Genomic DNA, 24,772 nt, shown 5'->3' with positions numbered 1-24,772 from the left:
CCATGGTGCTTCCCGGCCCCGGCCGCTGTCGTGCTCAGAACTCGTTACCCCAGCAGTAGCGGGCAAGGGTCTCGACCAGCACGAGCTTGCGGCGCTGGTCCTCGGCGCTGAGCAGGGGGTGGGTGGCCGAGTCGGCGAAGCCGCGCGATGGCGCGATCGCCATGTCCTCGATGTCCTTGACCTCGGCGGCGGCGTCGATACGGGTCATCACCGCGTCGATGTCCTCGAGTTCGGGAACGGCCGCGTCGACCACGGTGAGACACACGTCCCGGTCCTCGGGCAGGGCCTTCAGCAGGTCGAACTCGGCCGCCGTGTCCTGGTAGTACGGCAGGACCCAGCGGTCCGCCGGCACGGCGCCGTACAGCTGCTCGGCCTTGGCGCGGTCCACCGCGGCGGGGGCCTCCCAGCCGGGGCAGACGCCGATCCGTACGCCCTCGGGGCGGGTGTCGAGGCGGACGGCTATGGCCTCGACGGCGAGGGCGTCCTCGAAGGAGAGCGCTCCCAGGGCCGGGGCCTCGGTGGAGGTCTGGGCAAGCAGGAGCGGATTGTTGAGCTGGATGAGCTTTACTCCGCGTGCCACCAGCAGCTCGATCTCCGCCTGGATGATCTCCGCCAGCGCCTCGCCGAGTTCACGCGCCGAAGCCGGGCCGCTGGAGCCGGCGAGCCCCGGCTCGAAGCAGGTGGCGGCCAGGTACGCCGGGGACGGCAGCGACGCCTTGGCGGCGATCTGCGTGAGACCTGCCACCGTGCCCGTCCAGTCGGCGAGCAGAGGGCCCTTCGCCTTCGGCAGGGACTCCGCGACCCAGCTCGGCAGCCCGTCCACCGTCTCCTCCGTGCGGCGGAAACCGGAGACACCGTCGAAGACGGCGCTGCGGAAGTCCTCGCGCGGGAAGTCGCCGTCGGTGACCACCGTGGACCGCAGCTTGCGCTGGAGGACCACCGCTTCCTTCACCGCCGCGTGCTCGGCCTCACGGAGGGCCGCCTCGTCGATCTCGCCGCGGGCGAACTGTTCGCGGGCGGCGAGGAGTTCAGCGGGACGGACCAGGCTGCCGTGGTGGTCGATGCGGTAGTTGAACGTATCCGCCATGGCTCAGTCGTCCTTTCCGGCCGGCTTGCCCCCGACGCCCCAGGCCGGGAACTCCAGCTCATAGCCGAGGGATTCGAGGACCTCGTCGGCGACCTGCTGGTCCTCCCCCGCCGTACCGCCGGCGACGCCGAGGCCGCCGATGATCTCGCCGTCCTTCTTGATGGTGACGCTGCCCTCAGTGGCCATGATCGGCAGCGCGGCGCCGGGGAGCTGGGAGAGCTGCGAGAAGAAGACCGGCTGGCTCTCCTGCCACTTCTTCAGCATCTTGCCGGGCCGCTGCATCACCGCGGCGGTGTACGCCTTGGCGCGGGCGATGTCCGGCGTGAGCGGGCGAGCGCCGTCCGAGCGGCGGATGGCGACGACGAATCCGCCGGCGTCCACCACCGCGACGCTGAACGCCTTGCCGACGGCCTGGCCGCGCTTGAAGCAGGCGTCGATGATCTCTTCGGCTGCGTCGAGGGTGAGCTTGCTCATGCTGCTTCCTTCTGGGTGGTGAACAGGCGGCGGAGCTTCGCGACCGCGGCGTTGTACTTCTCGGGGACCTCCCAGTACATGGAGTGGGGGGCGTCCTCGACGATCTCCAGGTGCGAGCCCTCGACCAGCTCGTGGGCGCGCCGCACGGTCTTGACGCTGAGGACGGCGTCCTTCTCGCCCGCGAGGAAGGCGACCTTCAGGCCGGATGCCTTGATCTCGTCGAGGGTCGGGCCGTTGGTGTCGAGGTTGCGCAGGTCGGCCATCTTGGCGACGTTGAACGTGCCCATCTGGTTGAAGAGGAACGTCAGATCGGGGCGCTCCTGCTGGAACTGCTTGGTGAGCAGCCGGTCGATGACCGGCAGCTTCACCGCCTCGGCGCGGTCGGCCTTGGCGAGCTCGGTCAGCTCCGGGTGGGCGATGGAGCCGAGGGAGTGGCCGAGGACGACCGAGCCCACGCGTTCGGGGCGGGTGAGTCCTGCGCGCAGGGCGGCGACGGAGCCGATGGACTGGCCCACCAGCATCACGTCGGTGAGGTCCTCCTTGTCGAGGACGGCGACGAGGTCGCCGGGGAAGTCTTGGCCGTCGAACTCGGGCATCGACGAGTCGGACTTGCCGAAGCCGCGCAGGTCCACGGTGACGACTGTGAACTCGTCGCGCAGCGCGGCCACCTGCTGCCACCAGGCGGCGTGGTGGCCGCCGGAACCGTGCACGAACAGGATCGCCGGACCGCTGCCGTGGCGCTCGTAGTAGATGGAGGTGCCGTCGGAGTCGGCGAAGGGCATGGGGGTAACTCCTCGTTCGCGCGGGTCAGTTGGGGCGCTTGGCGTGGTAGACCAGCTCGATCATGGTGTGGTCGGGGTCGTGGATGTAGCAGAACTTGGACTGGTTCTCGGGCCGCTCGATCGGGCGGGTGTGGCGGATACCAAGGTCCTTGAGGTGCGCGAGGAACTCGTCCCAGTCGTCGACCTCGACGGCGAAGTGGTACGGCGCCATCCGCTCCATCTCCTCGACCGGAGTGAAGTGGAGGTCGAAGTTGCCGCGGGTCATGAGGACGACGCGTGTATTGGACTTGGGCTGGATGCGCTTCATCCCGAAGACCTTGGCGTACCACTCGGCGGTGCGGTCCGGGTCGGTGGTGGGGAAGTTGACGTGGTGGATGTAGCGGGGTTCCCTGCTCATCGCTCTTTCCTTTCGGGGGTGTTCAAGGGAGGTCCGGCTCCTCGTGCACGGGGTTGGACAGCGCGCCGATGCCGCTGATCTCGATCTCGACGGTGTCGCCGGGCTCCAGTTGGCAGGTGGCCTCGGCGCCCATCCACAGGACGTCGCCGGGGTGCAGGGTGAGGTGCCGGCTCATCTCGACGATGAAGTCGTAGGGGTCGAAGACCATGCCGCCGGTGGCGAACTCGGCCCGCGTCTCGCCGTTCACCCGCAGGGTGGTGGTCTGGGCGAGGGCGTCGACGGAGGTCTCGATCCAGGGGCCCATCGGCTTGAAGGTGTCGCTGTTCTTGCTGCGCCAGAACGTGCGGTCCTGGTACTGCCAGGTGCGGGCGCTGATGTCGTTGCCGATGGTCCAGCCGAAGACGGCCTCGCGGGCCTCGTCGTACGAGGCGTGGCGGACGGTGCGGCCGATGACGGCGACCAGTTCGGGCTCGGCTTCGAAGCGGCCGGTGACCTCCCTGGGCTTGACGATGGGCGAGCCGTGTCCGGTGAGCGCGTTGTTGGCGCGGTAGCCGATCTCCGGGCGCTCCGGGGTGACCGCCTTGGCGTCGCCGAGGGCGCGGGCGTGCTCGATGTGCCGGGTGTAGTTCATGCCGACGGCGTAGAAGACGGGCGGGACCACCGGGGGCAGCCAGCGCACCCCGGCCACCGCGATCTTGCCGGTTACCTGCGGGATGCCATCCAGCGGAGAGCCGGAGAGCAGCTCGAGGACGTCTCCGTCGACCCGGGCCCAACTCGGTCGCCCATCGATCTCGATCCGGGCGTACCTCATACGGCGGGCGCCCCCAGCCGGTGCGAGATCCGCTTAGTGATCAGGTAGGAGTCCAGGGCCTCCGGGCCGCCTTCGCGGCCGTAGCCGCTGTCCTTGACGCCGCCGGAGGGCGCCTCGTGGACGGAGCCGCCGCAGTGGTTGACGGAGAGGATGCCGGCCTCCAGCGCGCGCGTGACGTACTCGGCGGTGGCGGCCGACTCGGTGAAGGTATATGCGGCCAGGCCGTACGGGAGGGAGTTGGCGGTTGCCAGCGCCTCGTTCAGGTCGGTGAAGGGGACGATGGGGGCAATCGGGCCGAAGGGCTCCTCAATCATCAGTTCCGCGTCCGCGGGGACGTCGGTCAGGACGGTCGGCGCGAAGAAGTAGCCGGGCCGCTCCAGGCGGGTGCCGCCGGTGCGGACGGTGGCGCCGCGCTTGACGGCGTCGGCGGTCAGGCGCTCCAGGGCGGCCAGGCGCCGGTCGTTGGCGAGCGGGCCCATGGTGGTGCCCTCGGTGAGGCCGTCGCCGACCGCGACCGCCTCGGCGGCCTTTACGAACTCGGCGGTGAAGTTCTCGTAGAGGCTCTCGTGGACGAGGAAACGGCTGGGCGAGGTGCACACCTGGCCGGCGTTGGCGAACTTGGCCTGGGCGGCGCGGCGGGCGGCCTCGACGGGATCGGCGTCCGCGCAGACGATCACCGGGGCGTGGCCGCCCAGCTCCATCAGGGTCGGCTTCATGACCTGCCCGGCCTGGGCGGCGAGCAGCTTGCCGACGGGGACCGAGCCGGTGAACGCAACGAGGCGGGTGATCGGGGAGGCGATCAGGTGGGCCGAGACCTCGGCGGGCTCTCCGAAGACGAGGTTGAGCACACCGGCCGGGACGCCCGCGTCCACGAAGCAGCGCACCAGCGCGCAGGCAGTGGCGGGGGTCTCCTCCGAGGCCTTGATGATGATGGAGCAGCCGGCGGAGAGCGCGGAGGAGATCTTCCGCATCGGCCCGCCCGCGGGGAAGTTCCACGGCGTGAAGGCGGCGACCGGGCCGACGGGTTCGCGGCGCACGGTGAGCAGGGTGCCGGGCTCGGAGGGGATGACGCGGCCGTAAGCGCGGCGGGCGTCGTCGGCGTGCCAGCGCAGCGTTTCGGCAACGCGGCGGGCCTCGCCGGTGGCCTCGGCGAGCGGCTTGCCCTGCTCCAGGGTCATGATCCGGCCGACTTCGGCGGCGCGTTCGGTGAGCAGGTCGGCGGCCCGGTGCAGGATCGCGGTGCGGCGGGCGATCGGAGTGTCGCGCCAGGTGCGGAAGCCCTCTTCAGCCGCGGCGAGCGCGCGGTCCAGGTCGTCGGTGGTGGCGAGCGGGACCTCGCCGATCGCCTCTTCGGTGGCGGGGTTGACGACGGGGGCGGTCTGACCGCCGCCTCCCTGACACCACTCACCCGCTATATACAGGTTGACGGTGGGATATCCGGTCTCGGTCACGGTCTCAGTGCTCATGGGTGCAATGCCCTTTCAGGCTCGCGAAAGAAAAGATGGAGCGGCACCGGGTGCGGCGCGCCTGTCCCGGCTCCGCTCAGCGGGCCCGGGCCTCGGCGTCGCGGTTGGTGCGCAGCGCCCAGATGGTGTGCGGAGGCGCGGTCTTGTGCATGCGGGTCTCGTAGCTGTCGTCGACGCGGTCCATGTCGGCCGCGTACTCGACGCGGCCGCCGCACGGGGCGTGCAGGAAGCGGAAGACGTTGGAGCCGATGGTGTGCCGGCCGAGCTTGCGGGCCTCGCGCCAGCCGCGTTCGATCATGTGGTTGCCGCCCTCGATGACGTCGTCGAAGCCAGGCACCTCGTAGGCGACGTGGTTGACCTCGGCCCGGTCGGGGCGGTGGCAGAGCAGGAAGGTGTGCTGGTCGTCGTCGCCGGGTGCCTGCATGAAGACGCCCATCGGCTCGACGACGTCGGTGGGGCGGAAACCGAGGCGCTCGGTGTAGAAGGCGACAGCCTCCTCGCGGCCCTGCTTGGGGATGTTGAGCGCGACGTGGCACATGCGCAGCGGCCGGACCTGGCCGACGGTGTCCAGTGCTGTGTTCCACCGCCGGACGGTGCCCGAGACGTTGGCGGGGCGGGGTTCGACGGCGAGCTTGCGGGGCCGGGCGAGGGTGAGGCCGACGCCGAAGCCGGTCTCGTCGACGGTGTGGTGGACGCCGTCGGCGCTCTGGCGCACGGTGCGGTCGCGCCCCGCCTCGGCCACCAGCCGGGCCAGCTCCTCGGGGGTGTCCACGCCCCAGACCACCTCGCGCAGGGTGGGTCCTGACTCGACGGGCTCCGGGAGCCATGGGCCGGGCCTGGTCTCCAGGTGGAGGGCCTGGCCGGCGAGCGTCTCGAAGACGGCGTGCTCGTCGGTCTGTTCCACCAGAAAAAGGCCGAAGTCCGTAAAGAAACGGATGCATTCCTCGAGGTTGTCGATGCTGTAGGTGACCGCCTCTATGCGCTGGATGCCCATCGGTTCCTCATTTCCCGTTCGCTGCCAGGAATTCTCCCGGCCACCGATTCCCGGTGATCGTAGATGTGCCGTCAGGCCGCCTCAACGGCCGCGCCGCGCAGGGTCTGCAAGCCTTGTTTGCGAACCCCGCGCCCGTCCTCATCGCTTGATGCTCGGGATGGGATTCCTGGAGAACCAGTCGGTCAGGAACTCCAGAAATACGCCGATCTTGCGCGGGGTCGCCTGCCCGGGACCGTAGATCGCGTACAGCGGGCGGTCCGGCACCGGGACGTCGGGGAGCAGGACCTCCAGTGCGCCGGAGACCAGGTCGTCGTAGGCGGGCCGCTGGGGCAGCAGGGCGATGCCGCGGCCGTAAACGGCCGCCTTCTGCAGGGCGATGTAGGAGTTGGACTGGAAGGCGATGTTGCGGATCTTGTGCAGGGTCGAGGTGTGTCCGTGGCCGAGGCGCCAGACAGGGTCGTTGACGTGCACGAGGCATTCGTGGGCGCCGATGTCGTTGGGCTCCTGCAGGGTGCCGTTGGCAGCGAGGTAGTCGCCGGAGGCGCAGAGCACGAACGGCAGTGAGGCGATCTTCTTCAGCCGGACACTGGAGTCCCTCAGGTCACGGGTGTGGAAGGCGATGTCGAATCCGCTGTCCAGGAAGTCGTAGGTGCGGTCGGATATTCCGCCGAGTTCGAAGCGGACCTGGATTTTCGGGTGAGCCGCGGAGAACGCCGCTATCGCGTCGCCCAGGTCCAGGCTGCCTATCCATTTGGGACAGATGATGCTGAGGGTTCCTTCGGCACGGTCGTGGAGATGCGCTATGCCGGCGTCCTCGGCGTCTATTTCCTCGAGTATCCGTGCGGCGAAGGCCGCGTAGCGCTGGCCCGGCTCGGTGAGGCTCACCGAGCGGGCGGTGCGGTTGACCAGGCGTACGCCCAGCTGCCGCTCAAGTTCGGCGACGTGTCTGGAGACGAGGGACCCCGAGGAGCCGAGCTTCTTGGCCGCGCCGCTGAAGGAGCCCACTTGGGCGACGGTGACGAAGCTGTGCATGACGAGCAGGCGGTCCATGGTGGTCCCTCCAATGGCCCTGGGTCTGCCGAGTCCCGGGCCGGTCGAACGTGCGGGTGGTGCGGGTGGTGCCGACGGGCACGGACGGCACATGTGCCGTCCGTGCCCGGGAGGGGGCGGGGCGCCTTGCGCGGCGGAGCCGTTGCCGTGCAGGGAGACGGGCGCACCGCACCCGGCATTACTTCGGGCAGTACTGCGGCGCCTCGTCCAGGTTGTCTTTCGTGATCAAAGTAAGGGGAACCTTACTGACCTTGTCAACCTTCTTGTCGCCAAGAAGGTCAACCGTCTGTTCGACGGCGGTCTGCCCGATGACCAGGGCAGAGTTGGCGACGGTCGCGGAGAGCTCTCCGGACTTGACGGCGGCGATACCGTCCTCGGTGCCGTTCACCGAGACGATCTTGACGCCCTTGGCACCGGCGGCGTCGAAGGCCTTGCGGACGGCGAAGGCCATCTCCTCGTTGGCGACGAACGCGTAGTCCAGGTCGGGGTGGGCCTGGATCATGTTCTCGGCGACGTCCTGCGCCTTGGCCGGGTTGAACATACCGGGCTGGTTGGCGACGACCTTCGCAGTGGCCGGCAGGGCTCCCTTGAAGCCGCCGACCAGCAGGTCGGAGGCGGCGCCCGGGGCGCCGGCGACGATCCCGACCGTGACGTCCTTGCCGCCCGCGTCCTTGGCGATCCACCCGGCGTCCAGGGCGCCGACCTTCTTCAGGTCGACGACGGCAGCACCCAGCACGTTCGACATGTCGTCAGTGGCCACGGAGGTCAGATAGATCGGGATACCGGCGCTCTTGGCCTTGGCTATGTCGCCTTCCAGGGCGTCGACATTGACCGTCTGCACGATCAGGGCGTCCACATTCCGGGAGATCATGTCCTCGATGTTGGACAGCTCGGTCCCGGCGTCCTGCTTGGAGTTGGCCGAGTAGAGCTTGGCCCCCTTCTCCTTCGCCGTCTGCTCGACGGACTTCAGAAGACAGGAGTGGAAGTGCGTGTTGGCGCCGTTGACGAACCCGAGGGTGACGGAGTCGTCGCTCCCGCTTTCGTTATCCGAGCCGCAGCCGGACAGCACCAAGGCGGCGGCGCCGACAAGCGATGCCGCGACGGTGCGGCGGGAGCGGGCGGTGGGCTTCATGGGGTTGGCCTTTCCTGCATCGTTGAAGAGAAGGTGCGGGTACGGGACCTGCGGGTATGGAACGACCGGGTATGGAACATCCGGGTATGGAACCCACGGACAAGAGGCGCGAATTACGCGTATGAGGCCGCGCGCCCTCAATGGCCCGGCGCGGACTTGCGCTGGAACTCGTTGACGATGGCCGCGAGCAGCAGCACCGCGCCGGTAACGACGAACTGGTAGTAACTGTTGACCTGGAGCAGGTTGAGGGCGTTGGCGACGACGCCGAGCAGCATCACGCCGAGGATCGTCCCGGGGATGGTGCCGTGGCCTCCCGCCAGCGAGGTGCCGCCGATCACCACCGCGGCGACGGCGGTGAGCTGGAGCTGCAGGCCGCCGGTGTTGGGCGCGGCAGCGCCGAGCCGCGACAGCAGCATCAACCCGGCCAGGCCCGCGAGTGCGCCTGCGAGCGCGTACAGGGCGAGCTTGCGCCCGGAGACGTTGATGCCGCTCAGGCGGGCGACGTGCTCGTTGCCGCCCATCGCGAAGGCGTCGCGGCCGAAGGTGGCGAACCGCATGGCCAGGCCGATCAGCGCGAGGACCAGGAGCGCCACTATCAGCAGGTACGGGATGCCCAGGAGGCTCGAGTTGCCCAGCGCCGACATCTTGACGCCGATGGAGATGCTCTCGCCGTTGAGCACGAGAAGGGCGACACCGTCGAGCAGCATGGCCGTGGCCAGCGTCGCGACGAACGGCGCGACCCTCGTGAAGGTCACCACCAGCCCGTTGACCAGGCCGATCACGGAGGCCAGGAGCAGGCTGGCGACCACGGTCACGGCCGTGGAGTGCCCTTTGGAGAGGAACTGCGCGGCCACCGACAGGGTGACCGCCGCGTTGCTGCCCATGGAGAAGTCCATGCCGCCCGCGGTCATCAGCAGGGTGAGCCCGGCCGCGATGACGGCGGTCACGCTGATCTGCCGCGTGACGTTGAGCAGGTTCTGCGAGCTGGTGAACGAGTCCGCCTGCAGGGCGGTGAACACGGCCACCAGGACGAGAACGACGACGAGGCCGCCGTGCGGGACGTGCAGCAGGGCCCTGGGCGTCAGGCGGGATGCGGTGCGCTCCGGCGGCGCGGCCGCCACCGCGTCCGGGGCGGCGGATGGGGTTTTGAGGCTCACGCTTTTCCTTTGGTATCCGTAGTGTTGTGTTCTCTCATCGGGGTGATGCCGTATGTCCGGCACCAGCGTCGGTGTCGCATGTGAGTGCGTGGATCGAATGCGTGACCTTTTCGTGGGGGGTGTCGTTGATCGGATGACAGCATCACGGGTGGGGAGGGGCATCGATGAGCCGGAAACTGCCGCTCGCCCAGGGCGAGACTGCCCGCACCGCATGTGCCCGTGCCGTCCTGCGCACCGCAGTTGACGACAAGACCGGCGAGCTGCTGCCTGCATCGGTGCTGGCGGAGCGGGTTGGCTGGGCTGCGGGTCTGTGTCCGGCATGGCCGGTGCGCTGCTCGCCGAGCATTGGAACACCATCGACGTGGACCTGCTCGCCTCCGGTCAGGATGCGGGCGGTCGAAAGCTGCCGTCGAACGCCTGGATGGCCCTGCGGCGTCTGGGCTGGACCACAGCTCCGCCCGCGGGTGTGAAGGTCAACGACCGCATCGTGCGCATGGCTCAGGAACAGGCCGGGCGCACGCTGCGGGCGGCGAAGTGGCGGGCCGACCTCACCGCCGGAGTTCTCGCGACCTGGCCCGCTGATCCGGCTAAGCGCACGGGTGGGGAATGGGATGCCGTCCGCGTGGCGGTGCCCGGCGGGCAGTCCCTGCCGTCCACGGTGGTCAAGTCCCGCACCCGGCAGGCCTCCGCCTTCGAGGGGCAACACGGGCGTCTCCCGGTTGACGTGTTCGAGCTGGAGCCGACACCCCGGACCGCCCGGATGCTGCTGCTGTCGGCGTGCGACGGGCATCAGGCCACGCTCGAGCGCGGCGACGAGCCGGGCCGGGCACTGCTGCGCCTGCAACTGCCCAGCCGCCCCGACCCGCGCTCCTACCGGGACTGGACATGGGTCGCCTGCCCCGTCACGCTGCCGCCCACCATCCCCGCGAACGCGGTACTGCACCTGCCCACCCTGCGCATCCACCAAGGCAGAGTGCGGGCCGATCTCGCCTACACCCACCCTGTTCCCAAGACGCATCGCACCGGGCACTCGGTCGCACTCGGCGTGGACTGGGGCCTCAATACACTGTTGGCCACCGGGGCTGTCCGGCTTGACGACAATGGGCGTATCACTGCCCTCGGCAGCGGGGGCATGCTCCGCGCCGCCGGCGTCCTGGCGAAACAGCACCGCCTGCGCCGCCTGTCCGAGCGCCTGCACGCCAAGACCGACCAACACCAGCGACTCATGGCCGGAGACGCGCAGCACCCGCTGGCGGCCAAGCACCATGTGCTCTCCGAGGAGATCCGGCACGTATCCGACCGCCGCTCGAACCTCAACGACGCGCTCGCCTGGTCCGCCGCCCGCTGGACGGTTGATCAGGCCATCGCCGCAGGCGCGAGCGTGGTCTATGTAGAAGACCTCCGCTCCATGGAAGCGCGCGGCATGGACCGCAGCATCAACACACGCCTGTCCCAGCAGGTGCGCGGGCAGATCCTCGACCGCATACGGCACCTCGCAGCCGAGGTGTGCATCGCCGTAGTCACCGTCCCGGCCCGCAACACCTCCAAGCACTGCCCCCAGTGCCTCACCCCGCTGCGGCACCGCAAAGCACCAAACCGGCCCACCACACCCGGCTGGAAATGGGCCCTGTGCCCGAACCCGGACTGCGGCTGGCAGGGCGACCGCGACACCGGCGCGTGGCAGCGCATCGCCGCACGCGGCCTCACCCACCAGGCCAAGACCGTCGTCAACCGCGCCAGCGGCACCATGGCCATCCGCACAGTGGTGGACCAGCTCGAAACCAATGCCATGGTCACCCCGACCACCACCGAGACAAGCCGGAAGGACCGCTCCAAGACCGGACCCACCCGGCCCCGTTCCACACGCCCCGCGCCCAGGCGACGCAGGGCACCCTCCCCCACCGGCCCGCAGGGGCCGGCGGGCAAGCGTCCGGAGGGACACGCACCAACGGGCCGGATGAGGCTGCCCCGCGCAGCCCACCGGCACCAGGGCGTGACGACGATCAGCACACCCACCAGCCGACACAGGCCACGAGGAGCAGCACTGGGCGCGGGCTTCCACCTGCACGCTCACGCCACGCCTCCACGGTGGGCAGAACCCGCGCCAGACACTACGTCTTGCATGGGATCGCTGAACTGATCAGAGACGCTCACTGCTGCTGTCCTCCGAGTGCGGTGGCGACGAGTTCGTCGTGGGTGATGGCGGTGATGTCGTACTCCGCGACGGTGCGCCCCGCCCGGACCACCAGGACCCGGTCGGCCAGGCGCATCACCTCCTCCGCCGATGAGGAGGCGAGCAGTACGGCGACGCCGCGCGAGGCCAGTTCGTCGACGAGGGTGTGGATCTCCGCCACGGCGGCCACGTCCACGCCGTTGGTGGGGTCTTCCAGGAAGCAGGCGGCGGGGTTGGTCTCCAGCCACTTGGCCAGCAGGACCTTCTGCTGGTTGCCGCCGGACAGGCTGCCGACCGGCGGGTCGTCGCCCAGCGTGACCACGCCATAGCTCCGGCGGCGGGGGGCCGCCCGGCGGGCCAGTTCGCCGCGCCGGTGCAGCCGCCTGCGGTGGAAGCGGTCCTCGGCGAGCATCAGGTTCTCGTCGACGGACAGACCCTGGACCAGACCGAGGGCGCGGCGGTCGCCGGTGACGCAGCGCAGCCCGCCGGCGAGCGATGCGGCCACCCGCCCGAGCGGTACGGGCCCGCCGTCGACGCTCAGTTCGCCGCGTTCGGGCCGCGTCCGCCCGGAGAGCAGGTCGAACAGGCGGGACTGTGCGTCCCCGGCGGGGCCGAGTACGGCGACGACTTCGCCCTTGCGGACGTCGACTGCGAAGTCCCTGATGGTCCGGCCCTGGCTGAGACCGCGGACGGAGAGTCCGATCTCGTCCTTGGGAGCGGGCCGTTCGGGGCGGTGCGAGACCACCTCGCGCCCGACCATGGCGCGCACCAGACCCGCGGGGTCGAGGTCGGCGGCGGGCGCGCTGGTGACCACTTCGCCGTCGCGCAGGACGGTGAGGCGGTCGGCGACCGCCATCACCTCATCGATGTAGTGCGAGATGTAGACGACGGCGACACCCTCGTCGCGCAGGGTGTGCACCAACTCCCGGATGCGGGCCGCGTCCTTGGCCCCGAGGCAGGCGGTGGGCTCGTCCAGGATCAGCACCCGGCCGCCGCGGCGCACCTCACGTGCCACCTCGACCATGGTCTGCTCGGCGACGGTCAGTTCACCGGCCGGGCGTGTGACGTCGATGTCGATGCCGAGCTCGGCCAGGGCGCGCGCGGCCTCCTCGCGGACCGAGGTCCAGTGCACGGCGCCGCGCCGCCTGGGCAGCGCGCCGAGCATGACGTTCTCGGCGACGGTGAGCCCCATGGCGAGCTCGCGGCGCTGCGGAACCATGCTGATGCCCAGGTGCCGGGCGCGGCGCACGGTCAGCGAGGAGTGCGCGTGGCCGGAGACCTCGAGGATTCCCTCGTCGGGCTGGTGGACCCCGCACAGGACCTGGACGAGGGTGGACTTGCCGGCCCCGTTCATGCCCATCAGCGCGTGCACCTCACCCGGGTACAGCTCCAGGCCGACGCCCTTGAGCGCGGCCGCGCCGCCGAACCTCTTGGTGACGCCGCGTACCTGTACCAGGGGCGCGCGGCCCTCGTCCGGTGCCGTCGCGATCGCGTCGGTCCCTCCCTGACCGCGGCTGTGCGGAACTGCTGCGGCGGTCACGGCCGTGCGCCGTCCCCGTCGGCGGCCTCCTCGGCCGTGCCCTCCCCGGGGGCAACGCGGGCGTAGCCGCGGATGTCCGGGAACGGGGGCTCACGGTCGGGCTGGAGGTCGACCTGGAAGGTGTTGAGGCACATCCCGAGCATCGTGAAGTTGCCGAGCGCGCCGATCGTGTCGACCAGGCCGCGGGAGCCGAAGTGGGCGTGGGCGCGGGCGAAAGTCTCGTCCGAGACGAAGTGGTCTTCCAGGATCTCGCGGCAGAACGCGTAGAAGGCCGCGTCGGCCTCGTCCTCGAAGTGCGCCTCGCGCTTCTCGGCGATCGCCTTGACCGCGGCCTCCGGAATGCCGGCCTCGATCGCCTGGTGCACGTGCGCGTTCCAGGAGTACTGGGCGTCCCAGTTGCGGGCCGCCATCAGCAGGGTCAACTCGCGCAGGTGCTTGGGGAGGCTGCAGTCGAAGCGGGCGAACGCACCGAGCGACTCGGCGCGTTCGCACATCTCCGGGCTGTGCAGCCAGACCCGGAACGGGCCGCGAACGGCACCGCGTCGCCCCGCGATCCTCCCGGCCAGCTCCTTCTGGCGCGGGTTCATATCCTCATCGGTGAGTACGGGGAGCCTCATGGCCGAGATCCGCCTTCGCAATCCAGGCACGGTCCGGTTTCGCCGTGCGACGGCTGCTGACCGTACCTGCGGTGGCGAGAACCTCACCCCTCCCGGAGTGCAAGGTAAACCTGCACGCCAGAACGCAGCCATTCGCGAGAAGGGCTCCTAACGTCTCTCGACGCAAGCCGTTGAAAGGAATCCGGGATGACCGTCATCATCAAGGCCGCGTCCGTGCCCCTCCTCGACCGAGGAGGCGCCGTCGTGACGACCCCTCTCGTCACCGCGACGTCCGCGGGCGGTGAGAACCGGATCACGAGCGGCATGAGTGTGTATCCGGTGGGCTCGGGGGCGCCGCTGCACTCGCACAACTGCGACGAGCACGTCACGATCCTCGAGGGCGAGGCGGAGGTGGTGGTCGACGGCGAGGTGACGAAGCTGGAGCAGTTCGACACGACGTACGTCCCCTCCCCCATCCCGCACCTGTTCCGGAACATCGGCGACCGTCCCCTGCGCATCCTGTGGGTGTACACATCGGGCCATGTGACGCGGACGTTCTCGGAGACCGGCAAGACGGTGGAACACCTGTCGGTCGAGGACCAGATGGGCTGAGCCGGCCCGCGAGGACCTCACCCGTCACCCCTGCCCACACGCCGAACGCCGGCCCCCGCGTCTCGTGCGATGGCCGGTGTTCGTCCTTGCCCCCTGTGGTCCGCGGCCCCGGCAAGGGGCCGTCCGACGCAGGTCGGCCCGGTCAGTGTGTCGTGACCAGACCCTGCTGAGCGCCGCTCTGCGCGGCCGACTTCGAGGTGCGCAGGGCGGCGATGCCGATGAAGACCATGGAGGACACCCCGGCGATCGCGAAGGCGGTGAAGCCCCAGTCGCCGTGGCCCGCGGCGAGCAGCTGGCCGCCGAGCCACGGGCCGAAGACGGCACCGAAGCGGCCCATGCCGGAGGTCCAGCCGACGGCCGTGGCGCGGCTGTCGGGAGTGGAGCGGATCGACACCGTCGCGTAGATCATCGTCTGGGCGCTGTTGAGGAACACGCCGGTGAGGAAGACGACCAGGAAGGTCACGCCCAGCGGCATGTGGACGCTGAGCAGGAAGACACCGGCCGCCGTCAGCGCGAACCAGATCGCCGAGATGCGCGGGGCGCCGAAGCAGTCCGCGGCACGGCCGGCGACCAGCATGCCCACGATGCCGCCCAGGTTGAACAGCACGACAAAGGTCAGCGCCGAGCCGAGGTTGTAGCCCTCGCTGCGCATCAGGGTGGGCAGCCAGGTGGCAACGCCGTAGACGAGTAGCAGGCCGCCGAAGGAGGCCAGCCAGTACAGCAGGGTCTGCAGCCACTCGCCGCCGCGGAAGAGGTTGACAAGGGCGTTCCAGCGGTCGCCTGCGGCCTGCTTGCCGGACGCGGCCGGCAGCTCGACCTCGTAGCGGTCGGCCAGCGCTCGGGCCTCATCGGAGCGCCCCTTGGCGACCAGGAAGCTCAGCGACTCGGGCATGGCCTTGGCGAGCACCGGGACGAAGAGCAGCGGGGCCACGCAGACCCAGAAGGCGGCGCGCCAGCCGGCGGGTTCCACGAGCCACTTGGCGACGTAGGCGGAGAGGATGCCGCCGGCATGGTGGGCGGTCATCAGCACGCCGATGGTGAGGGCGCCGCGGCCGCGGCCGGCGTAGTCCGACACCATGCTGATCGCGGTCGGGAGCAGGCCGCCGAGGCCGACGCCGGCGAGGGTCCGGCCGAGTCCGAAGACCGACACGCTGCCCGCTATCGCGCACAGGCCGGAGGCCAGCGAGAAGAGCGTGACGCAGGCGACCATCAGCTTCTTGCGGCCGATCCGGTCGGCGACCGTCCCCGCGGTCAAAGCACCGACCAACATGCCGAAGGTGGCGTAACTGCCAAGGTCACCAGCCCGGTCCGGGGTGATGCCGAGAGCCTTGCTCTCCAGCATGTGGGGCAGCACCGAGCCGTAGATGAACATGTCGAGGCCGTCGAAGAGCACGGCCAGCCAGCACAGAACGACGACCAGTGCGGCCAATCTGCTGCCGCGGGCGGACAGCGCGGGGGAGGAGGACATCTTTGTTTTCCTCTCGTCCAAGGAGGCGGTTCCCTGGAGGGGATCAGTGAGGGGTCGACGCGGCTCGTGCGGCGGACCCGTTGGTGCTTGGTGCGCTAGACGCTAAGGACCCGTCCCCAAGAGTGTCAACGCTTTTGTCAACAATCTCATTCACGATCTGGCCGACACTGCCGGGACCGGCCGTGTGACCTGCCCGGAAGCTGGAGACGCGACCGGAGACACAGACCCGCAGCCGCGGGTACGGCAAGGGGGTGGGCGCGCACGGCTGTGCGCACCCACCCCCTTTGTGCGGTCCGGCTACGCGAGCGGCGGCGTGCCGTGCGTGTGGAAGGACTCGATGGTCTTCAGGCCCCACGCCTGCCCCTTGGCCCGCTCGGCCTCGGTCCAGGTGATCAGCGGCCAGTCGGGCGCCAGCACCAGACGCGTGAGCGGGTTGCACAGCTCGATGCGGTTGCCGCCCGGCTCGTAGACGTACAGGAAGAACGTCTGCTGGATGGCGTGCTTGTGCGGGCCGGTCTCGATGAACACACCGGCGTCGATGGCGAGGTCGGCGGCCCGCAGGATGTCCTCGCGGGTGTCGGTGGCGAAGGCGATGTGGTGCAGCCGCCCGCTGGAGCCGGTCCAGTCCGAGGTGTAGACGACGTCGTACGACTTGTTGGTGAAGGTCAGCCAACGCGCCGCGATCTTCCCGCTGTCGAGCCGGATCTGCTCGGTGGGCCTGGCCCCGAGGAGGTGTTCCTGGAACTCCGCGTTGGCGAGGACGTCGGAGGCGAGGAAGTTGATGTGGTCCAGGCGGCGCACGCCCACGCCTCGGTTGGGCTTGGCCTGCGGCTGGTTCTTCAGCGCGGGCTTCAGCTCGTCGGGCGCCTGGTAGTGCTCGCTCTCCCAGTACAGGGCGTGCTCATGGCCGTCCGGGTCGGTGGTGACATACAGCTTGCCGAGGCCGGGTTCGTCCTCGACCCACTGCCCGGTGCCGCCCGCCCCCTCGATCGCCTTCACCCGGCGATGGAGGGCCTCCTCGCTCGAGGTGCGCAGGGCGAGCCGGCCGAGGCCGGGCTGCTCACGGGCGGTGAGCACCAGGCTGTGGTGCTCGTAGTCGTCAAAGGTCCGCAGATAGACGGTGTCACCGTCCTGCCCGTTGACGGTGAGCCCCAGATAGTCGGTGAAGAAGGCGACACTGGCGTCCAGGTCCGGGGTGAACAGCTGCGTGTGGCCGATGTGGGCGATGTCGCCGAGCGGCGGAGTCATCGTTGACCTCCTGGGAGTTGGGGGGTTGTCGGTGCCGTCTCGGCGGACCTGGGGAACACGGTGCCGTCGAAGATCTTGCGGGCCGTACGGACCACAGCCGTGCGGCGCGCGGAGGGCAGCCCTTCGGCGGTGCTGCCGAGGCTGCTTTCGATGTCGAGGAATCCCGTGGGATGTTCGATACGGATTCGGTCGCTCTGGGCATTCGGGCCGGGAAGCTCGGCGAGCTCCGCACCGACTGCACCCTCGATTCGCAGACCAGCAGCGACACTCGCTGCGCCCAGGACACCGATCGAGGTGTGACAGCGCACTGGAATGAAGGTGCGGGTGGAGATCGCGCCGCCGTCGCGGGCCGCGGAGAGCAGGGTGAGCTTGGGCACGGTGGCGGCCGACACGTCACCGAGGCCCATCAGGCGGCCCGCCCCCAACCGGATCGTGCGCAGTCGATCGGCCAGTTCCTGGTCGGCCTCCAGCCCGGCGGGCGACTCGTACCCGGTCACCTTGAGCGAGGAGGCCGCGATCAGCACGGTCGGCATGCCGTTGTCCACGCAGGTCACCGGAGTGCCGTCGACCACGTCGCGGACGTTGCCGGTGGGCAGCAAGGGGCCGGCGCCGGGCGGGAACTCGATCACCACGGCAGCGGCCTTGCCTGGCACACCCGAGATCTCGGCGTCCCCGGTATACCGCACCCGACCGCCCGGGGTCGGGAAGGTCGCCGTGGCGTAGTCGCCGGAGTTGACCATCCGCATACGGACAGAGGTGCGCTCCTGCCCCGCCGTGACCAGACCGCGCTCGACGGCGAACGGTCCGACGCCGGCCAGGATGTTGCCGCAGTTCTGCCGATCGCTCACCTCGGGCTTGTCGACGACCACTTGGAGGAAGAGGTAGTCGACGTCGGCGCGCGGGTCGGACGACGGCGAGACCACGGCCACCTTGCTGGTGAGCGGGTGCGCGCCGCCCAGGCCGTCGATCTGCCGCTCGTCCGGGCTGCCCATGATGCGCAGCAGCAGCTCGTCGCGTACGGCCGGGTCGGCAGGCAGGTCCTCGGCCAGGAAGTAGGCGCCCTTGGAGGTGCCGCCCCGCATCAGCAGGCAGCGCACCTCCTCGGGCACGCGGGTCACGACCGCTCCCCCTCGTACTCCTCATACGTCTTGTACTCGACGCCGAGCCGCTTCAGCGTGTCCCTCAACCCATATCGGTCCAGGCCCAGTTCGCCGTCGAGGAAGGCGGCGCGGGACTTGGCCTCCTTGGCCTCGCGGGCCTCGGACGCCTCGACCGTGACACGGGCTCGCTCCCGGGGGACGACCACCACACCGTCGTCGTCGGCGAGGATCACGTCGCCGGGGCGGATCACCTGGCCGTCGATGGCGACCGGGACGTTCACGGAACCGCCGGTGGCCTTGACGGTGCCCTGCGCGGAGACGGCCCGGGACCAGGCCGGAAAGTCCATCTCGCGCAGCTCCTGGGTGTCCCGGATGCCCGCGTTGATGATCAGACCACGCACGCCGCGCCGGCGCAGCGCGGTGGCGAACAGCTCACCGAACAAGCCGTCGGTGGAGGGGGAGGTGGTGGTGACGACCAGGATGTCGCCCTCACCGCACTGCTCCACCGCGGCGTGGATCATGAGGTTGTCGCCGGGCCAGCTGAGCACGGTGACGGCGGTGCCGGCCGCCCGCACGCCCTGCTGGATGGGGCGGATCTCCGGACCGAGCAGACCGGTGCGGCCCATCGCCTCGCTGACGGTGGCCACGCCGAAGCCGGCCAGCGCCGCGACGTCATTCGCATCCGCCTTCGGCGGGTTGGTGACGATCACGCCGCTCATGCTTCCTCCTTCTGCAGAGCTCCGCTTCGGCTCCGCTGCGGCCGGGTACCCACTCCGCTTCGCTCCGCGGACCCCCAGCCTCCGCTGCACCTCAGCTCGCTCATGCCAGCTCCTTCGCGATCTGCGGGTAGGGGCGCATGTACGCCTCGGCCATGGTCTTGTGCGCGAGACCCAGGTTCGGGCCGGCGTTGCGCTTGAGCTGGACGCCGCGGCGGACGGCGAGGTCGGTGTAGTAGTCCCACAGGTGCTGCTGGGCGCCGAGGCACTCCATGGCCTTGCGCTTGGTCTCCCACTCCTCGGTGATGTCGAGCAGGACCTCGGGCTTGAAGCCGCTCATCTCCGGTTGGTGCGGCTCGAAGTAGAAGACCGGCGGGGCGCCGATGATCCCGCCGGGACCCGGGTAGCCGATGGCCTGGGCCAGCACGCGGGCCTCGAGCGCCATACGGTTGGCGGCCGGGTGGTCGCCGTTGTACGGGTCCTCGGTGGGGTGGGTGAGGACGACGTCCGGCTGGGTCTCGCGGTAGACCTCGACCAGCTTGTCGGTCAGCTCGGCCGTGGCGATCAGCGGGTAGTCGCCGGCGTCGAAGAAGCGGACCTCGGCACCGAGGGTGGCTGCGGCACGCTCCGCCTCGTCCCGGCGTATCGCCTTGATCTCCTCGAGCTTCTTGCCCTCGCGCCACGCCTTGGCGGACTCGCCGCGCTCGCCGAAGGTCAGGCACGCGATGGTGACCTTCTCGCCTCGCGATGCGGCCAGGGCGATGGCTCCCCCGGCCCGCCACACGAAGTCCCCGGCGTGCGCGGTGATGACGAGCGTCGATCGTGGGGTGGCGGGCGCGTTGCCGTGCGTCATTACTGCAATCTCCTTGGTGGACAGGTGTGCGCCCGCCTCGGCCTCGTCCGTCACACAGCGCGCCGCCGCGCAGTACGTCAGTCTCGCAGCGCTTCGATCACGCTGCCGAGGTGGGCGCGGACGGCCGCTTCGGCCGCCTGCGGGTCCCTGGCCCTGATCGCCTCGATCATGGCCAGGTGTTCACTCAGGGACTGCTGCGGACGACCCGGCCTGAGCGCCAACTGGAAACGGTGGCGCACCAGTTGGGCGTTGAGCCGCTCCAGGAGCTCCACGGCCACCTGCTGGTCGGAGAACTCCCTGATCCGGGCGTGGAGTTGCTGGTTGAGCTCCGAGTAGGTCACCGGCTCGCCGTCGGCCACTGCCTTGGACATCGCCGTGCCCAGATCAGCCAGCTCGGTCAGCTGCTCGTCGCCGGCCGCGACGGCCGCCTTGGCCGCGCACAGCCCTTCGAGGACCATGCGGCACTCGGTGATGGCGACCGCTTCCTCCACGGTCACCACCCGCACCCGCGAGCCGCGGTTGCGGATCCGCTCGACCAGTCCCTCCGACTCCAGCTCGATCAGCGCCGCCCGGACGCTGGCGCGCGTCACACCGAACTGCTCGGCGAGTTCGTTCTCCACCAGCCGCTGAGCCGGTGCCATCTCGCCGCGCAGAATCGCCTGCCGCAGCTGCGCCAGTGCATGCTGCTTGGCCTGCTCTCCGGTGCCTGGACGGGCTTCCTTCGGCATTCGTGCCCTCCCTGAGTGAGTGCCTGTCGAAGCTAAATCTAGGGCAACAGGATTGTCAACAATTTTGTTCTTCATGTTGCCGACGCGCTTCGGTTTCCACGGCCTTCCTCAGGTGCGCGACATGAGGATGCTGACGGCGTTGGCGGCGACCACGGCCGCGATGGCGGCCCACTCGATCCACCCCAGGCTCTGCCCAAGGACGATCCATCCGACCACGGCCGCGAGGACCGGGTTGACGCTCATGAAGAGCCCGAACGCCCGCGCCGGTACGCGGCGCAGGGTGAACAGGTCCGCGAGGTACGGCACGGCTGAGGAGAGAACGCCCGCGGCGACGGCGTACGCGGCGGCCCCGGCGGTAGGCGGGTGCTCGACGGCGACGAAGATTCCGACCGGCAGGAACATCAGGGCGGACAACCCGGCCGCGGCCGCCGATCCCTGTGCCCCGGGGATGCGTCGGCCGACGGTGCGGTTGAGCAGGATGTAGGACGCCCAGCAGACGGCGGCCAGCAGGCCCAGGCCCATCCCGAGGTAGTCGGCAGACGGTTGCGGGCGCATCAGGGTGACGACGCCTGCCGCGGCCATCACCGCGCAGCAGGCGTCCAGTCGGCGGCGTGAGGCGGCCAGGGCGATGGCGAGCGGGCCGAGGAACTCCAGGGTCACCGCCAGCCCGAGACCGATGCGGTCGATCGCGCTGTACAGGGACAGGTTCATCGTTCCGAACACCAGGGCCAGCAGCACCACAGGCCACCACTGCCGCCAGGTGAAGGTCCGCAGCCGAGGCCGTCCGACGGCGAACAGGACGATCGCGGCGACGTACTGGCGTACCGCTACGACACCGACTGGTCCGAGGACGGGGAAGGCGAGCGACCCGGTCGCGGCACCGATCTGGTTGGACAGGCCGCTGCCGACCATGGTGACGACACCGGCGAGGCGCTTTCCGCCGGGCTCCGGGGACGAAGGCTCCGGGGACGAAGGTGCCGAGGCAGAACGGTGCGCGGAAGCTGCTGCTGAGCGTGCGGATGCTGCATGCATGCCCGCATCGTGGGCCCACTTCATGCTTGCACAAAATGCATCATCGCGAGCATCTATACGCTTGCGTCATGGATGTGGAGCTGCGGCAGTTGCGCTGCCTCGTCGCGATCGTCGACGAGGGCGGTTTCACCGATGCCGCCATCGCGCTCGGGGTATCCCAGGCAGCCGTTTCCCGCACACTGGCTTCGCTCGAACGCAGCCTCGGGGTGCGGTTGTTGCGGCGGACCTCACGCGAGGTGACGCCGACCGGGACCGGGCTGCGCGTGGTCGCGCACGCCCGGCGTGTGCTCGGCGAGGTCGACGACCTGGTCCGGGAGGCGACGTCAGGCCATGTCCGGCTACGCGTCGGCTATGCGTGGTCGGCGATCGGCCGCCATACTCTCGCTTTTCAGCGTCGATGGGCGGACACACATCCCGAGACGGACCTGCAACTCGTCCGCGTCAACTCCGCCACGGCCGGGCTGGCGGAGGGTGCCTGCGATCTCGCGGTGGTACGCAGGCCGCTGGACGACCGCCGCTTCGGCTCTGCCATCGTGGGGCTGGAACGGCGCCTGTGCGCCATCGCCGCCGACGACCCGCTGGCCCGGCGCCGCTCGATCAGGCTGGCCGACATCAGCGGGCGCACGCTGCTGATTGACCGCAGGACCGGGACCACCACCACGGAACTGTGGCCCCCGGACGCCCGCCCGGCGACCGCGGAGACGCACGACGTCGACGACTGGCTCACCGTGATCTCCACGGGCCGCTGCGTCGGCATGACCGCCGAGTCCACCGCGAACCAGTACCCGCGCCCCGGCATCGTCTACCGGCCGGTGCGCGACGCCGAGCCGATCGCCGTACGGCTCGCCTGGTGGCGGGACGACCCGCACCCCGCAACGCAGGCCGCGATCGAACTGCTCACGGAGCTCTATCGCCAGGGCGCGGATCGGCTCTCAAGCGAGCGGAAGCGTCTCTGATTGGCTTAGTGAGCCTGAGCGTTGCTCAGCGTTGGGAGCCAATCGCCTTCGTGCCCTGGTACTGAACGGCAGGAGCCGTCAGCCCGCGTGACACGTCCCTCCGGACGCTGGTCGGTCAGGCCGCAGACCCAACCGAGGAGGGTGCCCGACGTCGCCTGGGCGCCGGGCGTGCGTGTAGCACTCTGCCACAGGTTCGCTACGTTTCGCTAATCCCGCTGGTGAGCCTGATGGTGAAGGCCGTGCAACCCGGCCGGCTGGTCAGCTCGACGGTGCCGCCGTGCGCCTGCACCAGTGACCGCGCGACCGCCAGGCCCAGGCCGCTGCCACCACGGTCGCGGCTGCGGGCCTTGTCCACGCGGTAGAAGCGGTCGAAGACCCGCTCCTGGTCGGCGGCCGGGATGCCCGGTCCGGTGTCGGCGACCCGCACCACCGCCGCGCCGGACGAGACGGACATCTCCAGGGACACCTTCGTGTCGGCCGGGGTGTGCACGGCGGCGTTGGTGAGCAGGTTGTCCAGCACCTGCCGGATACGCAGGGGGTCCAGTCGCAGCATCACGGGCTCGGGACCGGCCACCACCGACAAAGAGTGGTCCCGTCGGCCCGCGCAGAACGCGTCCGCCGCCTGACGCACCAGCTGCACCAGGTCCGCGTCCTCCAGCCGCAGCGGTGTCTCCACCTCCGCGGCGTCCAGGCGGGCGAGCAGCAGCAGGTCGTCAAGGAGCACGCCCATCCTGGCGGCCTCGGCGCGCAGCCGGGCCAGGTGCTTCTCCCGTTCCTCGGGCGCGTGGGCCGCTGCGTACTGGAACAGGTCCGCATAGCCGCGTACCGACATCAGGGGTGTGCGCAGCTCGTGCGACGCGTCCGCGACGAACCGGCGCAGCCGCTGTTCGGCCTCCGTGCGGACGGCGAGCGAGTCGTCGATGTGCTCCAGCATGGTGTTGAACGCGGTGCGCAGCTCCTCGACCTCCGGCCCGCCCCTCCCGCCGTCGGCACGCACCGGCAACCGCGCCGCCGAGTCGGTCAGGTCGTGCGAGGTGATGTCGTGGGCCGTGTGCGCCATGTCGCTGAGGGGCTTCAGGCCGCGCCGCAGCAGCGCCCGCCCGGCCAGTACGAGCCCCAGCAGCGCGAGCGCGAAGATGATCACCTGGACCGTGATCAGCTGCCGTACGGTCGCCTGGATGTCCGCCATGGGAGCGGCGCTGACCAGGACCACACCGGGCTCGACCTCGCAGGCGCGCAGCCGGTACACGCCCGCGCCCTTGAGGTCCTGGGTGCGTAGGACCTCGGTGCCCGCGGCGGTCTGCGCCCTGGCAACGTCGGTGAACTCGGCGACGTCCTTCGGCAGGTCGGTGGTGTCCTCGGGCTTGCGGAGTACGGGGGTGCCGTCGGTCACGTCGTACACGGCGTAGTACCAGCTGTAGTACTTCTTTCCCGCGAGGGTGCCCTGCTCCGCGATGCTCTTGGACTGGGCGACCTGGGCCAGCGTCAGCTGCTCGTTGAGCTGGGCCGACAGGTAGTCCCGCATGTACGTTGTCAGCGCCGTGCCGACCACGCCGAACACGACCAGCGCGAGCACGCCCAGGCCCAGGGCCAGCCGGGTGCCCAGGCGCAGCCTGCCGTAGGTCCCCCGCAGGCGCCTGATCACTCCGCGGCCTGCCGTATCACGTATCCGAATCCTCGGACGGTGTGGATCAACGGGGGGCCGCTGTCGTCGAGCTTGCGGCGCAGCCGGCTGACGACCAGCTCCACGACGTTCGAGCGGCCGCCGAAGCCGTACTCCCAGACGTGGTCGAGTATCTGCGCCTTGGTGAGCACGGTCGGCGACTTGCGCATCAGGTAGCGGAGCACCTCGTACTCGGTCGGGGTGAGTGTGAACAGCCGGTGGTCGCGGCGCACCTCGCGGGTGTCCTCGTCCATGGTCAGGTCGGCCACCTTCAGCACGGACCGCTGGAACCCGGGGCCCGTACTGCGCCGCAGCACGGTCCGCAGCCGGGCCATCAGCTCCTCCACCGCGAACGGCTTGACCAGGTAGTCGTCGCCGCCCCGCGTCAGGCCCGCGACCCGGTCGGCGACGCCGTCGCGCGCGGTGAGGAACACGACGGGCACCATCGTCCCGGCCCTGCGCAGCCGGTCGAGCACGCCGAACCCGTCGATGTCGGGCAGCATCAGGTCGAGCACCACGATGTCCGGACGGAACTCGGCGGCCAGGCGCAGCGCCTCCTCACCGGAGTACGCGGTGACCGCGTCCCAGCCCTCGTAGCGGGCGACCGTGGCGACGAGGTCGGCGATGGGCGGGTCGTCGTCCACGACGAGGAGTCGTACTTTTTCCACCCGCTCATAGTGCTTCACGCGGCTCCCGACGCCAGACCCGCCTGCCTGCCGGTTCCACATCGATACGTA

General features: G+C 69.9%; 24 protein-coding genes. 3 read left to right on the top strand and 21 right to left on the bottom strand.

Annotated elements, in window-relative coordinates; genetic code table 11:
* Nucleotides 1–34: 34 nt before the first annotated feature.
* The 10 genes from ABT009_RS04650 to ABT009_RS04605 form a co-directional block, all read right to left on the bottom strand.
* Nucleotides 35–1,087: a uroporphyrinogen decarboxylase/cobalamine-independent methonine synthase family protein gene (locus tag ABT009_RS04650; RefSeq protein ID WP_351289466.1), complete on the bottom strand. Its 1,053-nt coding sequence runs from the start codon at nt 1,085–1,087 to the stop codon at nt 35–37.
* A gap of 3 nt (nt 1,088–1,090) precedes the next feature.
* Nucleotides 1,091–1,561: a GlcG/HbpS family heme-binding protein gene (locus ABT009_RS04645; protein ID WP_351289464.1), complete on the bottom strand. Its 471-nt coding sequence runs from the start codon at nt 1,559–1,561 to the stop codon at nt 1,091–1,093.
* Nucleotides 1,558–2,343 carry an alpha/beta fold hydrolase gene (locus tag ABT009_RS04640; RefSeq protein ID WP_351289462.1) on the bottom strand — a complete coding sequence of 262 codons (786 nt, stop codon included), beginning with the start codon at nt 2,341–2,343 and terminating at the stop codon, nt 1,558–1,560. The genes ABT009_RS04645 and ABT009_RS04640 overlap by 4 nt, the downstream gene beginning before the upstream one ends.
* A 25-nt stretch (nt 2,344–2,368) precedes the next feature.
* Nucleotides 2,369–2,740 (bottom strand): VOC family protein, encoded by a 372-nt coding sequence (locus ABT009_RS04635; protein WP_351289460.1) that lies wholly within the window; start codon nt 2,738–2,740, stop codon nt 2,369–2,371.
* Between the two features lie 22 nt (nt 2,741–2,762).
* Nucleotides 2,763–3,551 (bottom strand): fumarylacetoacetate hydrolase family protein, encoded by a 789-nt coding sequence (locus ABT009_RS04630; RefSeq protein ID WP_351289458.1) that lies wholly within the window; start codon nt 3,549–3,551, stop codon nt 2,763–2,765.
* Nucleotides 3,548–5,017, bottom strand: coding sequence for an NAD-dependent succinate-semialdehyde dehydrogenase (locus ABT009_RS04625; RefSeq protein WP_351289456.1), 1,470 nt, complete (start codon nt 5,015–5,017; stop codon nt 3,548–3,550). Before ABT009_RS04625 ends, ABT009_RS04630 begins: the two co-directional genes overlap by 4 nt.
* A gap of 76 nt (nt 5,018–5,093) precedes the next feature.
* On the bottom strand, nt 5,094–6,011 hold the full coding sequence (locus tag ABT009_RS04620; RefSeq protein ID WP_351289454.1) for a VOC family protein: 918 nt from the start codon (nt 6,009–6,011) through the stop codon (nt 5,094–5,096).
* Between the two features lie 138 nt (nt 6,012–6,149).
* Nucleotides 6,150–7,061, bottom strand: a complete 912-nt coding sequence (locus ABT009_RS04615; protein WP_351289452.1) for a LysR family transcriptional regulator — start codon at nt 7,059–7,061, stop codon at nt 6,150–6,152.
* Between the two features lie 178 nt (nt 7,062–7,239).
* Complete coding sequence (locus ABT009_RS04610; protein WP_351289451.1) at nt 7,240–8,193, bottom strand: sugar ABC transporter substrate-binding protein; 954 nt, start codon at nt 8,191–8,193, stop codon at nt 7,240–7,242.
* A gap of 137 nt (nt 8,194–8,330) precedes the next feature.
* Complete coding sequence (locus ABT009_RS04605; protein WP_351289449.1) at nt 8,331–9,350, bottom strand: ABC transporter permease; 1,020 nt, start codon at nt 9,348–9,350, stop codon at nt 8,331–8,333.
* A gap of 319 nt (nt 9,351–9,669) precedes the next feature.
* Between ABT009_RS04605 and ABT009_RS04600 the strand changes: the two genes are divergently transcribed.
* On the top strand, nt 9,670–11,490 hold the full coding sequence (locus ABT009_RS04600; RefSeq protein ID WP_351289447.1) for a zinc ribbon domain-containing protein: 1,821 nt from the start codon (nt 9,670–9,672) through the stop codon (nt 11,488–11,490).
* 10 nt (nt 11,491–11,500) lie between these two features.
* Here ABT009_RS04600 and ABT009_RS04595 read toward each other — a convergent pair whose 3' ends face one another.
* Nucleotides 11,501–13,063, bottom strand: coding sequence for a sugar ABC transporter ATP-binding protein (locus ABT009_RS04595; RefSeq protein WP_351289445.1), 1,563 nt, complete (start codon nt 13,061–13,063; stop codon nt 11,501–11,503).
* Entirely contained in the window at nt 13,060–13,650 is a 591-nt protein-coding gene (locus ABT009_RS04590; protein WP_351289562.1) for a carboxymuconolactone decarboxylase family protein, read from the bottom strand. The genes ABT009_RS04595 and ABT009_RS04590 overlap by 4 nt, the downstream gene beginning before the upstream one ends.
* Nucleotides 13,651–13,866: 216 nt before the next feature.
* Here ABT009_RS04590 and ABT009_RS04585 point away from each other — a divergent pair, with 216 nt between their 5' ends.
* A complete protein-coding gene (locus ABT009_RS04585) occupies nt 13,867–14,271 on the top strand; it encodes a cupin domain-containing protein (protein WP_351289443.1) in 405 nt (134 codons plus the stop codon).
* 142 nt (nt 14,272–14,413) lie between these two features.
* Here the strand turns inward: ABT009_RS04585 and ABT009_RS04580 are convergent, their stop codons facing one another.
* From ABT009_RS04580 to ABT009_RS04550, 7 genes are all read right to left on the bottom strand, one after another.
* Nucleotides 14,414–15,739, bottom strand: coding sequence for an MFS transporter (locus tag ABT009_RS04580; RefSeq protein ID WP_351289441.1), 1,326 nt, complete (start codon nt 15,737–15,739; stop codon nt 14,414–14,416).
* A 297-nt stretch (nt 15,740–16,036) separates the two neighbouring features.
* Nucleotides 16,037–16,987 carry a catechol 2,3-dioxygenase gene (locus ABT009_RS04575; protein WP_351289439.1) on the bottom strand — a complete coding sequence of 317 codons (951 nt, stop codon included), beginning with the start codon at nt 16,985–16,987 and terminating at the stop codon, nt 16,037–16,039.
* Complete coding sequence (locus tag ABT009_RS04570) at nt 16,984–18,069, bottom strand: 4-oxalomesaconate tautomerase (RefSeq protein WP_351289560.1); 1,086 nt, start codon at nt 18,067–18,069, stop codon at nt 16,984–16,986. Before ABT009_RS04570 ends, ABT009_RS04575 begins: the two co-directional genes overlap by 4 nt.
* 32 nt (nt 18,070–18,101) lie before the next feature.
* The gene (locus tag ABT009_RS04565; protein WP_351289437.1) at nt 18,102–18,806 is read right to left on the bottom strand and encodes a 4-carboxy-4-hydroxy-2-oxoadipate aldolase/oxaloacetate decarboxylase; all 705 of its coding nucleotides are present in this window, start codon (nt 18,804–18,806) and stop codon (nt 18,102–18,104) included.
* Nucleotides 18,807–18,906: 100 nt separating this feature from the next.
* Entirely contained in the window at nt 18,907–19,656 is a 750-nt protein-coding gene (locus ABT009_RS04560; protein ID WP_351289435.1) for a PIG-L deacetylase family protein, read from the bottom strand.
* Nucleotides 19,657–19,733: 77 nt separating this feature from the next.
* Nucleotides 19,734–20,384 carry a GntR family transcriptional regulator gene (locus ABT009_RS04555; protein ID WP_351289433.1) on the bottom strand — a complete coding sequence of 217 codons (651 nt, stop codon included), beginning with the start codon at nt 20,382–20,384 and terminating at the stop codon, nt 19,734–19,736.
* 108 nt (nt 20,385–20,492) lie between these two features.
* Entirely contained in the window at nt 20,493–21,416 is a 924-nt protein-coding gene (locus tag ABT009_RS04550; protein WP_351289431.1) for an EamA family transporter, read from the bottom strand.
* Nucleotides 21,417–21,484: 68 nt separating this feature from the next.
* Here ABT009_RS04550 and ABT009_RS04545 point away from each other — a divergent pair, with 68 nt between their 5' ends.
* Nucleotides 21,485–22,372, top strand: a complete 888-nt coding sequence (locus tag ABT009_RS04545; RefSeq protein ID WP_351289429.1) for a LysR family transcriptional regulator — start codon at nt 21,485–21,487, stop codon at nt 22,370–22,372.
* A gap of 196 nt (nt 22,373–22,568) precedes the next feature.
* Here the strand turns inward: ABT009_RS04545 and ABT009_RS04540 are convergent, their stop codons facing one another.
* Nucleotides 22,569–24,017, bottom strand: coding sequence for a sensor histidine kinase (locus ABT009_RS04540; RefSeq protein ID WP_351289427.1), 1,449 nt, complete (start codon nt 24,015–24,017; stop codon nt 22,569–22,571).
* Nucleotides 24,014–24,703, bottom strand: a complete 690-nt coding sequence (locus tag ABT009_RS04535; RefSeq protein WP_351289558.1) for a response regulator transcription factor — start codon at nt 24,701–24,703, stop codon at nt 24,014–24,016. Before ABT009_RS04535 ends, ABT009_RS04540 begins: the two co-directional genes overlap by 4 nt.
* Nucleotides 24,704–24,772 lie beyond the last annotated feature (69 nt).

The sequence above is a fragment of the Streptomyces sp. NPDC002896 genome, assembly GCF_040295225.1.
Classification (GTDB): domain Bacteria; phylum Actinomycetota; class Actinomycetes; order Streptomycetales; family Streptomycetaceae; genus Streptomyces.
Note: the sequence above shows the minus strand (reverse complement) of the source record. Positions and strands in the feature narration are given on the sequence as shown.

Bases quoted from the DNA above. Each gene is read 5' to 3' on its own strand.
- ABT009_RS04610 (WP_351289451.1), bottom strand. From the start codon at position 8,193: ATGAAGCCCACCGCCCGCTCCCGCCGCACCGTCGCGGCATCGCTTGTC.
- ABT009_RS04615 (WP_351289452.1), bottom strand. From the start codon at position 7,061: ATGGACCGCCTGCTCGTCATGCACAGCTTCGTCACCGTCGCCCAAGTG.
- ABT009_RS04625 (WP_351289456.1), bottom strand. From the start codon at position 5,017: ATGAGCACTGAGACCGTGACCGAGACCGGATATCCCACCGTCAACCTG.
- ABT009_RS04585 (WP_351289443.1), top strand. From the start codon at position 13,867: ATGACCGTCATCATCAAGGCCGCGTCCGTGCCCCTCCTCGACCGAGGA.
- ABT009_RS04640 (WP_351289462.1), bottom strand. From the start codon at position 2,343: ATGCCCTTCGCCGACTCCGACGGCACCTCCATCTACTACGAGCGCCAC.
- ABT009_RS04575 (WP_351289439.1), bottom strand. From the start codon at position 16,987: ATGACTCCGCCGCTCGGCGACATCGCCCACATCGGCCACACGCAGCTG.
- ABT009_RS04570 (WP_351289560.1), bottom strand. From the start codon at position 18,069: ATGCGGGGCGGCACCTCCAAGGGCGCCTACTTCCTGGCCGAGGACCTG.
- ABT009_RS04590 (WP_351289562.1), bottom strand. From the start codon at position 13,650: ATGAACCCGCGCCAGAAGGAGCTGGCCGGGAGGATCGCGGGGCGACGC.
- ABT009_RS04600 (WP_351289447.1), top strand. From the start codon at position 9,670: ATGGCCGGTGCGCTGCTCGCCGAGCATTGGAACACCATCGACGTGGAC.
- ABT009_RS04580 (WP_351289441.1), bottom strand. From the start codon at position 15,739: ATGTCCTCCTCCCCCGCGCTGTCCGCCCGCGGCAGCAGATTGGCCGCA.
- ABT009_RS04565 (WP_351289437.1), bottom strand. From the start codon at position 18,806: ATGAGCGGCGTGATCGTCACCAACCCGCCGAAGGCGGATGCGAATGAC.
- ABT009_RS04620 (WP_351289454.1), bottom strand. From the start codon at position 6,011: ATGGGCATCCAGCGCATAGAGGCGGTCACCTACAGCATCGACAACCTC.
- ABT009_RS04560 (WP_351289435.1), bottom strand. From the start codon at position 19,656: ATGACGCACGGCAACGCGCCCGCCACCCCACGATCGACGCTCGTCATC.
- ABT009_RS04650 (WP_351289466.1), bottom strand. From the start codon at position 1,087: ATGGCGGATACGTTCAACTACCGCATCGACCACCACGGCAGCCTGGTC.
- ABT009_RS04550 (WP_351289431.1), bottom strand. From the start codon at position 21,416: ATGCATGCAGCATCCGCACGCTCAGCAGCAGCTTCCGCGCACCGTTCT.
- ABT009_RS04630 (WP_351289458.1), bottom strand. From the start codon at position 3,551: ATGAGGTACGCCCGGATCGAGATCGATGGGCGACCGAGTTGGGCCCGG.
- ABT009_RS04635 (WP_351289460.1), bottom strand. From the start codon at position 2,740: ATGAGCAGGGAACCCCGCTACATCCACCACGTCAACTTCCCCACCACC.
- ABT009_RS04555 (WP_351289433.1), bottom strand. From the start codon at position 20,384: ATGCCGAAGGAAGCCCGTCCAGGCACCGGAGAGCAGGCCAAGCAGCAT.
- ABT009_RS04545 (WP_351289429.1), top strand. From the start codon at position 21,485: ATGGATGTGGAGCTGCGGCAGTTGCGCTGCCTCGTCGCGATCGTCGAC.
- ABT009_RS04645 (WP_351289464.1), bottom strand. From the start codon at position 1,561: ATGAGCAAGCTCACCCTCGACGCAGCCGAAGAGATCATCGACGCCTGC.